Source organism: Nocardioides sp. URHA0020 (genome assembly GCF_000620705.1).
In the GTDB taxonomy this organism is placed as follows: Bacteria; Actinomycetota; Actinomycetes; order Propionibacteriales; family Nocardioidaceae; genus Nocardioides.
Window position 1 is genome coordinate 428284 of sequence record NZ_JIAR01000025.1, and the last position, 14870, is coordinate 443153.

Sequence of the window (14870 nt, forward strand, 5' to 3'; positions counted from 1 at the left end):
CCTTTCGACCCGGTTCTTGCTCCCACATCCGCGTCCCGTCGCGGCACGACCCGGGGGAATCGGGTCTGGCTCACCGCGGTGAAAACGTGAACGACACTGTGGGAATTACATGCCTGTCGTACCCCGAAAGTCAACCCCGGATCTGCTATGGCGCCCCGCTCGCCCCGCGGCGACCACGCGTGCGGCAAGGTATCCGCATGCAGAACATCACGGTGCTGTCGGGGGGCATGGGCGGCGCACGCTTCCTCCAAGGCCTGCTCCACGGCATCGCGGGGGGCCGCCTGCCCGGCGTCGCGGCCGACGCGACGGTGACCGTCGTGGCCAACACGGCCGACGACATCTGGGTCCACGGGCTCAAGGTCTGCCCGGACCTCGACACCGTCATGTACACCCTCGGCGACGGGATCGACCCGGAGCGCGGATGGGGTCGGCGCGACGAGACGTGGAGCACTAAGGACGAGCTCGCGACGTACGGCGTCGAGCCCACCTGGTTCGGCCTCGGCGACCGTGACATCGCCACCCACCTGGTGCGCACCCAGATGCTCGATGCCGGCTACCCCCTCTCGGAGGTCACCACCGCGCTCTGCCGGCGGTGGCTCACCCCGACGTACGGCGACCGCGTCCGGCTGCTGCCGATGACCGACGACCGGGTCGAGACGCACGTCGCGATCGCCGACCCCGAGTCGCCCAGCGGGCGCCGGGTGGTCCACTTCCAGGAGTACTGGGTGCGGCTGCGGGCCTCGGTGCCCGCGGAGCTCGTGGTCGTCGTCGGGCTCGAGGACTCCTCCCCCGGGCCCGGCGTCATCGACGCCATCACCGACGCCGACCTGGTCGTGCTCCCGCCGTCCAACCCGGTCGTGTCGGTCGGCACCATCCTCGGAGTCCCGCGGGTGCGCGAGGCGCTGGCCGCCACCGCTGCGCCCGTCGTCGGGCTGTCCCCCATCGTCGGCGGCACCCACGTCCGGGGGATGGCCGAGCAGATGCTGACGTCGATCGGCGTGGAGGTGAGCGCGGCCGGCGTCGGGCTCCACTACGGCTCGCGCGCCCACGGCGGCGTCCTCGACGGATGGCTCGTCGACCTGGCCGACGCCGACCAGGTCGGGCGGATCGAGGCCGGCGGGCTGCCCTGTCGCGCCGTACCGCTGATGATGACCGACCCGGACGCCACCGCGGCGATGGCGGCCGCGGCGGTGGAGCTGGTCTCCCGATGACCCGTCTCGAGGTGATCGCGCCCGACGGCACCCCCGAGGTGGAGCCCGGTGACGACCTCGTCGCCATCGCCCTGCTGATGACGTCCTTCGTCGACGGTGACGTGCTGGTCGTGACCAGCAAGGTCGTGAGCAAGGCGGAGGGCCGCCTGCGCCCGGGCACCCGCGAGGACGCCCTGCCCGGCGAGACCGCCCGCGTCGTCGCCCGGCGCGGCGAGACGACGATCGTGCGCAACCACCTCGGCCTCACGATGGCCGCCGGTGGCATCGACAACTCCAACGTGCCGCGCGGCCAGATCGCCCTGCTGCCCCTGGACCCCGACGAGTCGGCCCGCGCGATCCGCACCGGCCTGCTCCAGCACGGCGGCGTCAACGTCGCCGTCGTCATCAGCGACACCGCGGGCCGCGCCTGGCGCGAGGGGCAGACCGACATCGCGATCGGTGCCGCCGGCCTCGTGGTCGCCGAGGACTTCGCCGGTCGCACCGACTCCTACGGCAACGAGCTCGCCGTGACCCTGCCGGCGGTCGCCGACGAGCTGGCCGGGGCGGCGGAGCTCGTGACCGGCAAGCTCGGCGGCCGACCGTTCGCGGTCATCCGCGGACGCGCCGACCTGGTGCTGCCCGCGGGCGACCACGGGCCCGGGGCCGCCGCACTGGTCCGGCCGGACGGCGCCGACCTCTTCGGGTACGGCGCGCGCGAGGCGGTCGTGCGGGCCCTCAAGGCGGCACCCGCGGACCAGCGTCCGTTCGGCGCGCCCGCGCCCGGGGCCGAGCTGGCCGCCATGATCCGCGACGTGGTGGGGCTGATCCCCTCGCACACCGGCGCCGGCGACGGAGCGCTGATGGTGACCTGTCCCCACGGGCTGGTGCGTGCGCTCACCGCCCTCACGTTCGCGCACGGATGGACCGTCAACACGACCGACCATCCGAACGAGATGCGGCTGCGGCCATCCGGGTGACACCCCCGTAGACTCTGCCGTCGACCCGACCCCATCGCGATCCGATCGCCCCGCACGACCGAGGAACACGACGTGGCCAAGCCCGCCAAGAACGACCGCCAAGCGGTCATCGAGCAGATGCGCAAGAAGCAGAAGGCCGCCGACCGGCGACGGGGCACCGTCATCGTCACGGTCTGCGTGCTGGTCGCTGTCGGGCTCATCGCCGCTGCCGTGATCCCGATCCTGCTGGACAAGCGCAAGGACGACAAGCTCGACAGCGTCGCGCTGAAGAGCCTGGGCGCACCGGCCTCCACCTGCCAGAAGATCACCACCAAGAAGGCGGACGGCAACCAGGAGCACGTCCCGGTCGACACCCCGGTCGCGTACGCCGACGCGCCGCCGGCCTTCGGCTCGCACTGGAACCAGGCCGGACTGGCCCCCGCGGCGTTCGCCCGCAAGTTCTACACCGGCGACGACCGCCCGGCCCTCGAGGCACTCGTGCACAACCTCGAGCACGGCTACACGATCCTCTGGTACGACGACACGATCGCCAAGGACAAGTCCGCCGTCGCCGACATCGAGGCGATCGCGCGCAAGTTCGAGGGCGACAGCAACTTCCGCGACAAGTTCATCGCCGCCCCGTGGACGTCGAGCGACGAGAACGGCGCCGCGTTCCCCGACGGCCAGCACGTGGCGTTCACGCACTGGTCCGCCGGCGGCAACGGCGTCACCGACACCGCCAAGCAGGTCGGGGTGTTCCAGTACTGCTCCGACGTGAGCGGCGCGGCCCTGGCCACGTTCATGGACAAGTACCCCTACACGGACTCGCCCGAGCCCGACGCTATGTGAGGTCGGACCGACCGGACTCCTTGAGCGCGGCGACGACCTGCTTGACCTCCTGGGCGCGCGCCCGGGTCGTCACCAGCAGCGCGTCGGGGGTGTCGACGACGACCACGTCGTCGAGGCCGACGACCGCGACCACCCGCCCGCTGCCGGGCACCACCAGGCCGGTGCTGTCCTCGGAGAGCACCGAGCCCGCGTCGCCGAGGACCGCGACGGGCACGCCGGCGGCCTCGAGCAGCGTGGTGAGGGCGTCGAAGTCGCCGATGTCCTCCCAGTGGAAGGACGAGGGCACCACGGCGACCCGCCCGGCGTCGGCCGCGGGCTCGGCGACCGCGTGGTCCAGCGCGATCTTCGGTAGCGCGGGCCACAGCTCCGCGAGCCGGTCGGGCTCGGCGGCGATCGACCTGAGCGTGGCGGCGAACTCCGGGTGCCAGCTGCCGAGCAGGTCCAGCAGCACCGTCGGGCGCACGACGAACATGCCCGCGTTCCAGCGGTAGCGGCCGGTCGCCAGATAGCCCTCGGCGGTGGCGACCGACGGCTTCTCGACGAACTCCGCGACGACGGCCGCGCCCGCGTGACCCGGCAGCGGGTCCCCGACGTGGACGTAGCCGAAGGCCGCGGACGGGAAGGTCGGCTCGATGCCGAGGGTGACCAGCCAGTCGTCACGCGCGACCTCGACGGCGCGGCGTACCGCCTCGGCGAAGAGGTCCGGGTCGGTGATCACGTGGTCGGCGGCGAAGGAGCCCATCACCGCCTCGGGGTCCGAGCGCTCCAGCAGGGCGGCGGCGAGACCGATCGCGGCCATCGAGTCGCGCGCCGAGGGTTCGGCGATCACCGCGTCCGGTCCGACCTCGGACAGCTGCGCCAGCACCGCGTCGCGGTGCGCCTCGCCGGTGATGACCACGACGCGCTCGTCGGCGAGCGGCGCGAGGCGGTCGTAGGTCTCCTGCAGCAGGGTCCGGCCCTCCCCGCGCAGGTCGTGCAGGAACTTGGGGGCCGAGGAGCGGGACAGCGGCCAGAGGCGGGTGCCCGCGCCGCCGGCGGGGATCACGGCCCAGAAGTGGTCGATCGCAGACATGGTGGGAGCCTAGGGCCGTGACGACCTTCGCAAAGGTGCTGGCGCGCCAGCTGCCCACAGATCCTGGTAGGCCCTTGGTCACGTTCTACGACGGGGCCACCGCCGAGCGCGTCGAGCTGTCGGTCACGACGTACGCCAACTGGGTCGCCAAGACCGCGTCGCTGCTGACCGAGGAGCACGACCTCGAGCGCGGCCAGCGGCTGGCCGTCGACCTGCCGGCCCACTGGCTGGGCACGGTCTTCCTGGGCGCCGCCTGGACCGTCGGGCTTGCGGTCGTCGGTCCCGACGACGAGGCGGACGCCGTCGTCTGCGGCCCGGGCTCGCTGGAGCGGTGGGCGTCGCGCGCCGACGACCTCCCGGTGCTGGCCTGCTCGCTGCTGCCGCTCGGGGTCCGGTTCGCGCAACCGGTCCCGCGGGGGGTGCACGACGTCGGCATCGACGTGTGGTCGCAGCCCGATTCGTTCATCAGTCACGACCCGGCCCAGCCGGACGACCTCGCCACGGCCGGCGGGTACGGCGACCGCACCCACGCCGAGACGTGGGGAGCGGCCGCCGTCGGGAGCCTCGTGTCCGACGGCGGCCGCCTTCTCTCGGAGGCGAACCCGGCTTCCCCACCGGGACTCGCCTCCCTCACCGAGCCGCTCGCACGCGGCGGCTCGCTGGTGCTGGTCGTCCACTCCGAACCGGAGCGGCTCACGGCGACGTACGTCGCGGAGCGTGCCACGGCTCGCTTCCCTTGAGGGAGAGCAGCACCACGTCTGGTCCCACCCGGGCTCAGCCGCCCAGGTCGTACTTCCCCATCCCCTGCGTCAGCAGCCGGGGCTTGCCGAACCCGGTCGCCGTCCCCGGGATCAGGTAGAGCAGGCCGCTCGTCCGGGTCCGCACCACCAGGTCCGAGTGACCGGTGACGGAGATGTCGCTGATCCCGATGACCCAGTCGTACGCCCGCAGGTCCAGCTTCAGCGCGCGGCCGCCGGTCAGTCCGCCGGGGCCGTTGCCCGGGTAGAGCGTCGTCTTCGCGCCGCTGCGGAAGAGCGAGTCCGGGGCCCCGTCGGCGTTCCACCGACCGACCGGGATCTGCTCGCTCGCGGTGATCGCACCGTGGGCGACGTAGCTCGTCCGGAGCCCGGCGGTGCCGCGGCCCGGGTAGATCCGCACCGCCCCGCGGCTCGGCTGTCCCATCAGGTCGGGGAAGCCGTCGCCCGTCGCGTCGCCGACCGCGGCCAGCAGCCGGACGGCGCCGAACCCGGTGCCGATCACGATGGGCGGGCCGAACCTGCCCAGGCCGTTGCCGCGTCGCAGCTCGAGCACGCCCTTCGTCGTGCGCGAGATGATGTCGCCGTGGCCGTCGCGGTCCCAGTCCCCGGCGTTGAAGAGGGCGTTGGCCGTCGGGAGCTTGGTGCCGGTGGCGATCTGACGACGGATCTCGGTGCCGCCGAGGTTGCCGTACACCGACACCTTGGTGCCCGTGCGCGTGACGATGTCGGGCTTGCCGTCGCGGACGACCTGGCCGACGCCGAGCACCCGGTCGACCTTCGCGAGCCCGCTCAACGGGCCGAGCGCGCTGCCGTACGTGCCCTGGCCGAGCCCCGGCTTGACGTAGCCGTAGCCGGTCGAGCCGCTGCGCACGAAGAGGTCGGGGCGACCGTCGCCGGTGAAGTCCCCGAGGGCCTCGATCGAGGAGAAGCTCGACCAGGAGCCCGCGAGCGCGACCCGGGCGCCGAGGTTGCCCTTGCCGGTCCCCGGATAGAGCCACAGCTTGCCGGCCGTGTCGCGGGCGAGCACGTCCGGGCGCTTGTCGCCGGTGACGTCACCCGCACCGCTCAGCAGATTGTAGCCCGCCCAGCCGGTGGTGAGGTGGTGGGTCGCGAAGGTGCCGTTGCCGCGCCCGATCAGCGCGTCGAGCCGGCCGGTCGCCGTCACGCGGGCCACGAGGTCGTTGCGGCCGTCGCCGTTGAGGTCACCGGCGGCGGCGAAGAGGTCGTGTCCGCGCAGCTGCCCAAACTTCGCCCGCGGCGAGGCGAAGGTGCCCTTGCCCGTGCCGGCACGCACCCGGGCGTTGCCGTCGGTGGCCTGGACGACCAGGTCGGTCACGCCGTCGCCCGTGACGTCGGGGGTGACGACCGTGCGACCACTGCCGGCCAGGACGGTCGCAGCCGCCACCGGCCCGCTGACCGCGGTCAGGCCACCGGTCGCGACGACGAAGACCTGCTTGTCGCTGGCTCGCCGTACGACGAGGTCCGGGTGGGTCGTGGACGCCAGGTTGGACTCGAGCTCGCGCCCGGACCATCCGCGCTGGGCCGCGGCGGCGAGGCGCCGGATGGTCGGGATCTGCGCGTACAGGTACTTGCCCGGGCAGGCGGTCGACGCCGCGTCGCGGTGGCCGTTGATCGCCTGAAAGCTCTTCGGCCCCACCTGCTGCTTGGTCGAGGAGGCGTCGATCCCGTGCAGGGACAGCTTCCAGGCGAAGAGGGCGCCGTACGCCTGCACCATCGCGCTCGAGGGCTGCTTGATGTCGTAGTTGCCGATCGCCGACATCGCGAAGGCGTAGTCGTTGTAGTTGAGCGTGTGCGCTCCGACGACCGGCCGGTCGATGCCGCCGTACCGTCCCTCCCAGATCCGGCCGAAGCGGTCGACCAGGAAGTTGTAGCCGATGTCGGACCAGCCGCGGCTCTTCGTGTGGTACGCGTAGATGCTGCGGATGATCCCCGGCACCTGGGCGCGGGTGTAGTCGTTGGCGTTGACCGTGTGGTGGACGAAGCCGGCGTGCACCTCGAAGTAGTGCAGCGAGCTCTTGTCGCGCATCTTCTCGTCGGCGCCCCACTGGGCGCGCGAGTAGATCTGCGGCTTCGGGGTGTACCTCGCCGCCTGCAGGCTGATCGCGTCGGTGCCGTCGTCGCCCTGGCCCGGGTCGGTGGCCACCGTGTCCGGGGCGGCCCCGTCCGTGCTGGCGGGCGGCGTGGCCGGGGCCTCCGCCTCGGCGCCGTCGGTGTCGAGCGCCGGGTGCTCGACCGCGCTGCGGTCGGCGGTGCCGGGGTCGATGACGGCCATCTGCAGACCGGCCGGGAGGTCGCCGGTCGTCGTGTCGACCTTGACCTGGACGTCGTCGACGTCGCCCACCAGGAGCGCGTCGGTGCCCGGACGTGCGTGCCGCGCCTCGGCCGAGCCCGGGTCGGGGCCGTGGTCGTCGTGGTACTCGAGGTCCATCCAGCCCGACCAGTCGTCACCCGTGCGGGTCCGCACCTGGAGGGCGATGCCCGACTCCGGCACCTTCACCCCGTGCTCCCAGGTGACGCCGACGGCGCCGTACCCGACGACGGGCTCGGGCCGGCTGGTCAGGGTCGAGTCGGCGGAGCCGCCGACCGCGGAGCGGCCGCGGGCCGACGCGGGCGGGGCGACGACGTTCTCGCGGGCCTCCGCCCGGGCCGCGGCACCGGCGCCAGTGGCCGGCGTCAGGTCGACCTCGGTCACGGTCGGGTCGACGACCTCGTCCGGCACGGTCGAGGCGCGCGCGGACTCCTTGACGTAGGCGCTGAGGTCGGCCGCGAGACCGGTCGGACCGGCGCTCGCGGGGCTGTCGTGCACGACGTCGAGGCTGATGATGCTGGCCGCCGGCGTGAGCACGGCAAGCACCAGGCCCAGGGCCAGCAGCTGCTGGCAGGCCGTGACGAATCGGATTCTGCTGAGAGGCATGAGGCGTTACTCCAGTGCGGGGGAAGTTCACACAGTGAGCAACTTTCACATCCGTCACAGCAGTAACGGAAGAGCCCGTGAGTAACTACAAGAGTGTAATTTCCACTCGACACGCCGATGAGTTCGAGATTTGTCAAGAAACTTCATCGTTGTAGTTCCGCGCCACGACGCCGCGCCGGCGCCTGCCGAGCCCGGACACCGGCTCGGCGGCGGGCTGGAAGGCTGGCGCCGGCTCCGCGACCACCCGACCCTCAGGTCAGATGTCGGCGCCGATCTCGTCGTCCTCGATCTGCTCCTCGTCGAGCCGCTCGTCCTCGTACTTGACGTAGCGGATGCCGGCGATGGTGCCGCCGTCGAACCCGACGCGGCCCTTCTCGAGCACGATCACGCGGTCGCACATCTTGCGCACGGTGCCGGGGGCGTGGCTGACGTAGATCAGCGTGCGGCCGCTCTTGCGGATCTCCTGCATCCGCTCGATGCACTTCTCCTTGAACGGCTTGTCCCCCACCGCCAGGACCTCGTCGGCCAAAAAGATGTCGGAGTCGACGTGGATGGCGACCGAGAAGCCGAGACGGGCGCTCATGCCGGAGGAGTAGTGCCCGACCGGGGAGTCGAGGAACTTGCCGAGCTCGGCGAACTCCGCGATGTCGTCGAACTTGCGACGCGTCTCGGCCTCGGACATGCCCATGACGGCGGCGTTGAGGAAGACGTTCTCGCGCCCGGTGAGCTGGGGGTGGAAGCCGGCCCCGGTCGCGATCAGGCCGGCGATCCGGCCGCGGGTCAGCACGCTGCCGCTCTCGGGACGCATCACGCCGTTGATGAGCTTGAGCAGGGTGCTCTTGCCGGACCCGTTGAGACCCATGAGCGCGACCGACTCGCCCTGCTCGATCGTGAACGAGACGTCGTCGACGGCCCGGAACGTGTCGCTGATGTTCTCCCGGCGCACTGCGGCGACGGTCATCTGCTTGAAGGTGCGGTGGTAGCGCAGCGTGAAGTTCTTGGTCGCGTGGTCGACGACGACGGACTCGGTGCCGCTCATCACAGACGCTCCGGGATCTTGTTCTCGAGACGGGTGAAGACCAGCTGCCCGATGACCAGCAGCACCACTCCGGTCACCACCGCGATCCCGGAGTACGCCCAGAGGTTGTCGGGGATGTGCTTCTCCTCGTAGAACGCGGGGTCGGGTGTGGTGCCGACCCAGAAGGCCTTCTGGAAGAGCAGCACGGCGTCCGCGAGCGGGTTGAGGAGGTAGAACTGGGCGTACTCGCCGAACTTCTCCTGGACCATCGTGTACGGGTAGATCATCGGGACGCCGAAGCGCACGAAGTTCGTGAGGATCGCGGCCACGTTGCCGATGTCGCGGAAGAAGACGTTGGCGGCGCTGAAGAGCAGGGCCATCGCGGTCCCCACCAGGGCGATGATGAGCAGCGCCAGCAGGAGCGCCGCGAGGCCGCCCACGGTCGGCGTCCAGCCCAGCAGGAGGCAGACGACGATCATGATCACCACCTGCGGCAGCACGTGGTAGCCGGAGACCAGCATGGAGGCGACCGGGAACATCTCCCGCGGTAGCGCCATCTTCACCACGAGCGACTTGTTGCGCACGATGGAGCGCGTGCCGGCGCCGAACGTCTCGGTGAAGAAGTGGACGATGATGATCCCGCAGAACATGTGGATCGCGAAGTTCGGCACGTCCTGGTGGAGGCCGAAGAGCACGCCGATCACGACGTAGTAGATGAAGAACTGGCTCAGCGGGTTGATGTAGGACCAGAGCAGGCCCAGGAACGAGCCCTGGTAGCGCGCGGAGATCTCCCGCCGGACCAGCAGCCTCAGCAGGTAGCGGCGCCGGAAGACCTCGAGCAGCCCGGTGGTGGCCGCCGGGGACTTCAGCGGCGCGTCGACGTGGCGGATCGGGCGCGGGGGGACCGTGGTCTCGGGCTGGGTCACGTCAGTCATCCACTACCTCGGTTCCTGCGTCGGTCCACGGCCGGAAGGTCTCCTCCCAGGCTTCGGGAGAGGTGATCTCCGGCAGCTTGGCGCGGTACTCAGCGGCGAGCTCCGGCCAGCGGCGGTACAGCTTCACGTGCAGGTCGACCACGCGCTTCAGCAGGTCGCGGTAGAGCTCGGAGTCTCGAGTGTAGAGCGCCGCCGAGGTCTGGTCGGGCATGGAGACGATGGCCGAGTCGTGGCGCGCCAGGCGGTACCACTTCGCGTCCATGGCGGCGACCTCCGCCTCGGGGAAGTCCCGCGACATCGGTCGCGGGCGACGCAGCTGGCGCAGCGGGGCCAGGCCGGCCGTGATGATCTGGGAGCGCTTGCTCGGCACCTCGAGCTCGTCGTGGCCGCGGCGTGAGGGCTTGGTGCGGCGTACCGGCGGGAAGGCGTCGGGGTCCGACGCGAGCTGGGCGTCGGGGTACTGCTTGCGCAGCGCGTTGACCTCGCCGAGTCGCGTCGCCAGCTGACCGTGCAGCCCGTCGGGGCCGGCGAGCACGTCCTCCATGGCGAGCTGCCGCAGCTCGACGGTGGAGTACTGCATCGAGACCAGGTGGGCGATCGTGTGGTTGAGGCTCTCGCGCAGCACCCGGCCGCCGTGGGGGTACGGCGAGTGCAGCAGCGCCGAGATCAGCCGGTTGCGGTGGTGGAAGTAGGCCTGCCAGTCGAGGGCGTCGTTCTTGTCGGTCCACGGGACGTGCCAGACGGCGGCACCGGGGAACGTGACGGTCGGGTAGCCGGCGCCCTTGGCGCGCACGCCGAACTCGCTGTCGTCCCACTTGATGAAGAGCGGGAGCGAGAGCCCGACGTCCTCGAGCACCTCACGCGGGATCAGGCACATGAACCAGCCGTTGAAGTCCACGTCGACCCGGCGGTGCAGCCAGCGCGTCGAGCGCAGGTTGCGGGCGGCGAAGTCCCACTCGTGCAGCACGTGCTCGGGCGACATCCACCACCAGCGCCAGGACTGGATGATCTCACCGAAGCTGTGCAGGCGGGAGCGGGAGTAGAGGCTGAACATGTGGCCGCCGACGATCGTCGTACGACGGGCCAGGTCACCGAACGTGACCGCGCGCAGGATCCCCTCCGGCTCGCAGACGACGTCGTCGTCCATGCACAGCACGTACGTCGAGACGCCGGCGCGCACCGCCTCGAGCTGGCCGCGCGCGTAGCCGCCGGACCCGCCGAGGTTGCCCTGCTCGAGCACCCGCAGCTTGCCCTGGACGGCCTTCTCCGCGGCCGGGAAGTCGTCGGAGTCGACGACCTTCTGCGTGCCCTGCTCCATGACGAGCACCTCGTCGAGCAGGCTGAGCACGAGCGGGTCCTCGCCGAGCTGGCCGACGAGCTTGGCGCAGAAGTCGGGGCGGTTCATGGTGGTGATCGCGACCGTGACGGTGCCGCTCTCGGCGCGGTCGGCCGGGACCTCGGCGTCCCAGATCGCGGTGACGACGGCGTCCTCGTCACCGGCGGTGACGTCATACCAGTACCAGCCGCCGTCGGCGAAGGGCTTGAGCGGCAGCTCGAAGGCGAAGGTGCCGGAGGTCTCCCCGTCGCCCAGCTGACGGGAGTCGACGCGCTGGGAGCGCCCGTTGGCCATCGACCGGTAGACGGTGACGCTGGCGCCAGCGCCGGAGAGCTCGACGGTCAGCCGGACGTCCTCGACGATGCTCCAGCGCCGCCAGTACGACGCCGGGAAGGCGTTGAAGTAGCTGCCGAAGGAGAGCCGCTCGCCCAGCTGGACGCGGATGGAGTGCCGGTCGACGATCTGGTCGGGGTGGACCGTGCTGCCCGAGCTGACGGACTGGCGCAGGGAGGCCTTGTTGAGCTCCTTGGCACCCTTGTCGCCACCGACGTTGTACTTGTCGGCGTCGAGCACGGCCGGGTCGGGGTCGACGTAGAGCGGGAGCACGTCGGTATCGCGGTCGACCGGCATGATCTGGCGCTGCAGGACGCGGCGTACCTGCCCGGCCATCGGACTAGCGGTCATTCGTCGACCCCTCCAGAGGTGAGCGGCGCACCCTCGGCGAAGTGCGGTCGCAGCTTGTTCTCGAACATGGAGAGCGCCGAGCCGATCGCCATGTGCATGTCGAGGTACTTGTAGGTGCCCAGCCGGCCGCCGAACAGCACCATCGGCTCCTTCTTCGCGAGCTCGCGGTACTTCAGCAGCTTCGCCCGGTCCTCGGCGGTGTTGACCGGGTAGTACGGCTCGTCACCCTCCTCGGCGAAGCGCGAGTACTCGTGCACGACGACGGTCTTGCCGGGCAGGTAGGTGCGCTCCGGGTGGAGGTGCTTGAACTCCAGCGTCCGGGTGTAGGGCAGGTCCTCGTCGTTGGCGTTCACGACGCCGGTGCCCTGGTAGTCGTCGACGTCCAGCGTCTCGCACTCCAGGTCGATGGTGCGCCACGAGAGCCGGCCCTCGGCGTTGTCGAAGTACTCGTCGACGGGGCCGGTGTAGACGATCGGCACCGTGCCCTTGAACTGCTCGGCGACGCCGGTCGAGGGGTCCAGGAAGTCGGTGTCGACGCGGACCTCGATGTTGGGGTGGTCGGCCATCCGCTCCAGCCAGGCGGTGTAGCCGTCGACCGGGAGTCCCTCGTAGGTGTCGTTGAAGTAGCGGTTGTCAAAGGTGTAGCGCACCGGCAGCCGCGTGATGATGTCGGCCGACAGCTCCGTCGGGTCGGTCTGCCACTGCTTGGCGGTGTAGCCCTTGACGAAGGCCTCGTAGAGCGGGCGCCCGATCAGGCTGATCGCCTTCTCCTCGAGGTTGGTCGCGTCCGCGGTGGCGATCTCGCTGGCCTGCTCGGCGATCAGCGCCCGGGCCTCGTCGGGGGTGTGGCTCTTGCCGAAGAATTGGTTGATCAGCCCCAGGTTCATCGGGAAGGAGTAGACCTGTCCCTGGTACTTCGCGAACACCCGGTGCTGGTAGCCGGTGAACGCGGTGAACCGGTTGACGTACTCCCACACCTTGGTGTTGGAGGTGTGGAAGAGGTGCGTCCCGTAGACGTGCACCTCGATGCCGGTCTCCTCGTCGAACTCGCTGTACGCGTTGCCGCCCAGGTGGGAGCGTCGCTCGAGGACGAGGACCTTCAGCCCCAGCTCGCTGGCGCAGCGCTCGGCGATCGTGAGTCCGAAGAAGCCGGAGCCGACGACGACCAGATCAGGGGTGGAGGAAGGGGCTGACACGGTTGGTCAGTCTACGGATCGGCTGGGCGCGGCACGCATTCCCCGCGCGTCGCGCATGGCCCGGATCACATTGCTCGCCTCGCCCCGGCGGCCGCGCACGGTGCTGACCACCGCCACCGCCGCCGTGATCAGCCACGGCTTGAGGCGGACCAGCACGTTCTCGCCGTACCGGAGGTGCACCACGAAGAGGTTGCGGTACATGTAGTAGCCCTTCCAACCGCTCAGGTCGTGCTGCTGGTCGAAGGACAGCTGGCGCACCAGCACGGCGTCGCGCACGGCCCAGATCCCGAAGCCGGCCCGGCGGGCGCGCACCGCGTAGTCGACGTCGTCGTAGAAGATGAAGTACGACGGGTCGGGCAGGCCGATCGCGTCGACCACGGTGCGGCGGAGCATGAAGCCCTCGAAGGCGACGTTCTCGACCGGGACCACCTCGGGCATCCGGTCGCGGCTGCCGAAGTCGGTCTCGACCATGCCCTTCTTGGGGCGGATCGCCAGCGGGCTGCGCAGGTCGAAGCGGGTCGCGGCCTTCTCGACCAGCCGGCCGGTCAGGTCCTCCCGGACGGCCATCAGGCAGTCCTCGGGGCGTGCCATCAGCACGGTCAGGCAGCCGGGGGCCGGCACCACATCGTCGTCCATCAGCCAGATCCGGTCGAAGCCGGCGTGGTACGCCGTACGCACCCCCAGGTGGAAGCCACCGGCACCGCCGAGGTTGTCCTCCGACCGGATGACCTGGAGCCCGGGGTTGGTCGCCGCGGCCAGGACGGCCGGGGTGTGGTCGGTGCTCGCGTTGTCGACCACGATCACCGCGTCCGGCAGCCGCTCGAGCGCGGCCAGGCCGACCAGCATCCGCTCCAGCAGGTCGGCGCGGTTGTAGGTGACGACCACGACGGCCACGGTCTCGCCGGTGGTCACTTCAGGTACCTCCGGTGGCCGGTGAAGTCGCCGCGCAGGCCGTCGTACATCGCGCGCAGGCTCATCGCGGTGCGGTGCGGGCTCGGCCGGGTGAAGGTGTAGAACCAGACGGTCTTCGCCACGAAGGCGAGGGCGTGCGGCCAGCCGCGGTACTCGCGGAGGTTGAGCAGGTTGTTGCGCGCCATGCAGTAGTGCTTGAGGTCGCTCGGGCTGTGGTTGTACGTCGTGCGCCCGAACATCATCGGGCTGCCCAGGCTGCCGACGGCCGGGTGTCGCACCTGCGCGTCGACGACCGTGGCGATCCGCGCGCCGGCGGCCTCGGCGCGCAGGCGGTACTCGTGGTCGTCGCCCCAGATGAAGTAGTCGGCCCGGGGCAGTCCGATGCGCTCGACGAGCTCGCGGGTGACCAGGACGCCGTTGAACGGGATCACGATCCCGTCGATCCGGCCGGCGGTCGCGGCGCGCCGTACGTCGGCGAGCTCGTGCACCACTCGCGTGCCACCGGGCAGCCGGATCGGGAAGACCAGCCGGTCGAGGTCCGCCTGGTCGACCACGAGCGGTCCCCAGAAGTCGAGGTCATGCTCCTCGAGCAGCCGCGACAGGCAGTCGGGGTCGGGCAGGCCGTCGTCGTCCATCAGCCAGACGAGGTCGGCACCCCGCTCGACCGCCCACTCCAGGCCGTCGTGGAAGCCCCGGGCCCCGCCCCCGTTCTCGGTCAGCGTGCGCGCGCTGATCCGCCCGCCGACTCCGGCCAGCCACTCCCCCGTGCCGTCGGTCGAGGCGTTGTCGACGACGAGCACCTCGGCGAGCCCGGGCACCTGCTCCAGGCGCTCGAGCAACGTCCGCAGCAGGCCCAGCCGGTTGAACGTCACGACGACCGCGATCACACGTCGGTCGTCAGGGGGCACGGCGTACACCTTAGGGAACGGGTCCGGTCCGGGTGGCTTCGAGGCTCGGTGGTCGAGCAGGGAGGCGCGCCAGCGCCGAGCGTCGTCGAGACCCCCGCAGCGACCCACCCGCGTAGTCGAC

General features: G+C 70.9%; 12 protein-coding genes. 4 read left to right on the forward strand and 8 right to left on the reverse strand.

Features of this window, described 5'->3' with window-relative positions:
- Window positions 1-197: 197 nt before the first annotated feature.
- From cofD to N542_RS0102405, 3 genes are all read left to right on the forward strand, one after another.
- Entirely contained in the window at window positions 198-1211 is a 1014-nt protein-coding gene (cofD, locus tag N542_RS0102395) for a 2-phospho-L-lactate transferase (RefSeq protein ID WP_028642566.1), read from the forward strand.
- Window positions 1208-2167 carry a coenzyme F420-0:L-glutamate ligase gene (locus N542_RS0102400; protein ID WP_028642567.1) on the forward strand — a complete coding sequence of 320 codons (960 nt, stop codon included), beginning with the start codon at window positions 1208-1210 and terminating at the stop codon, window positions 2165-2167. The genes cofD and N542_RS0102400 overlap by 4 nt, the downstream gene beginning before the upstream one ends.
- A 72-nt stretch (window positions 2168-2239) precedes the next feature.
- A complete protein-coding gene (locus N542_RS0102405; RefSeq protein ID WP_028642568.1) occupies window positions 2240-2995 on the forward strand; it encodes a DUF3105 domain-containing protein in 756 nt (251 codons plus the stop codon).
- Here the strand turns inward: N542_RS0102405 and N542_RS0102410 are convergent.
- Entirely contained in the window at window positions 2988-4067 is a 1080-nt protein-coding gene (locus tag N542_RS0102410; protein WP_028642569.1) for a mannose-1-phosphate guanylyltransferase, read from the reverse strand. The two genes, N542_RS0102405 and N542_RS0102410, sit on opposite strands and share 8 nt — an antisense overlap.
- Before the next feature lie 17 nt (window positions 4068-4084).
- On the opposite strand from N542_RS0102410, the gene N542_RS0102415 reads away from it, so the two are divergent.
- Window positions 4085-4807, forward strand: a complete 723-nt coding sequence (locus tag N542_RS0102415) for a TIGR03089 family protein (protein WP_028642570.1) — start codon at window positions 4085-4087, stop codon at window positions 4805-4807.
- 34 nt (window positions 4808-4841) lie between these two features.
- Here the strand turns inward: N542_RS0102415 and N542_RS26300 are convergent, their stop codons facing one another.
- From N542_RS26300 to N542_RS0102450, 7 genes are all read right to left on the reverse strand, one after another.
- On the reverse strand, window positions 4842-7760 hold the full coding sequence (locus N542_RS26300) for an FG-GAP-like repeat-containing protein (RefSeq protein WP_051551300.1): 2919 nt from the start codon (window positions 7758-7760) through the stop codon (window positions 4842-4844).
- A 256-nt stretch (window positions 7761-8016) separates the two neighbouring features.
- The gene (locus N542_RS0102425) at window positions 8017-8799 is read right to left on the reverse strand and encodes an ABC transporter ATP-binding protein (RefSeq protein WP_028642571.1); all 783 of its coding nucleotides are present in this window, start codon (window positions 8797-8799) and stop codon (window positions 8017-8019) included.
- Window positions 8799-9713: an ABC transporter permease gene (locus N542_RS0102430; RefSeq protein WP_051551301.1), complete on the reverse strand. Its 915-nt coding sequence runs from the start codon at window positions 9711-9713 to the stop codon at window positions 8799-8801. The genes N542_RS0102425 and N542_RS0102430 overlap by 1 nt, the downstream gene beginning before the upstream one ends.
- Complete coding sequence (locus N542_RS23015) at window positions 9706-11733, reverse strand: glycosyltransferase (protein ID WP_051551302.1); 2028 nt, start codon at window positions 11731-11733, stop codon at window positions 9706-9708. The genes N542_RS0102430 and N542_RS23015 overlap by 8 nt, the downstream gene beginning before the upstream one ends.
- Window positions 11730-12929 carry a UDP-galactopyranose mutase gene (gene glf / locus N542_RS0102440; RefSeq protein ID WP_028642573.1) on the reverse strand — a complete coding sequence of 400 codons (1200 nt, stop codon included), beginning with the start codon at window positions 12927-12929 and terminating at the stop codon, window positions 11730-11732. Before glf ends, N542_RS23015 begins: the two co-directional genes overlap by 4 nt.
- A gap of 6 nt (window positions 12930-12935) precedes the next feature.
- Entirely contained in the window at window positions 12936-13841 is a 906-nt protein-coding gene (locus N542_RS0102445; RefSeq protein ID WP_028642574.1) for a glycosyltransferase family 2 protein, read from the reverse strand.
- Window positions 13838-14857 carry a glycosyltransferase gene (locus N542_RS0102450; protein WP_231482393.1) on the reverse strand — a complete coding sequence of 340 codons (1020 nt, stop codon included), beginning with the start codon at window positions 14855-14857 and terminating at the stop codon, window positions 13838-13840. The genes N542_RS0102445 and N542_RS0102450 overlap by 4 nt, the downstream gene beginning before the upstream one ends.
- Window positions 14858-14870 lie beyond the last annotated feature (13 nt).

Excerpts from the sequence above, each read along its gene's own strand:
- N542_RS0102425 (WP_028642571.1), bottom strand. The coding sequence starts at position 8,799 with ATGAGCGGCACCGAGTCCGTCGTCGTCGACCACGCGACCAAGAACTTC.
- N542_RS23015 (WP_051551302.1), bottom strand. The coding sequence starts at position 11,733 with ATGACCGCTAGTCCGATGGCCGGGCAGGTACGCCGCGTCCTGCAGCGC.
- cofD (WP_028642566.1), top strand. The coding sequence starts at position 198 with ATGCAGAACATCACGGTGCTGTCGGGGGGCATGGGCGGCGCACGCTTC.
- N542_RS0102430 (WP_051551301.1), bottom strand. The coding sequence starts at position 9,713 with ATGACTGACGTGACCCAGCCCGAGACCACGGTCCCCCCGCGCCCGATC.
- N542_RS0102410 (WP_028642569.1), bottom strand. The coding sequence starts at position 4,067 with ATGTCTGCGATCGACCACTTCTGGGCCGTGATCCCCGCCGGCGGCGCG.
- N542_RS0102400 (WP_028642567.1), top strand. The coding sequence starts at position 1,208 with ATGACCCGTCTCGAGGTGATCGCGCCCGACGGCACCCCCGAGGTGGAG.
- N542_RS26300 (WP_051551300.1), bottom strand. The coding sequence starts at position 7,760 with ATGCCTCTCAGCAGAATCCGATTCGTCACGGCCTGCCAGCAGCTGCTG.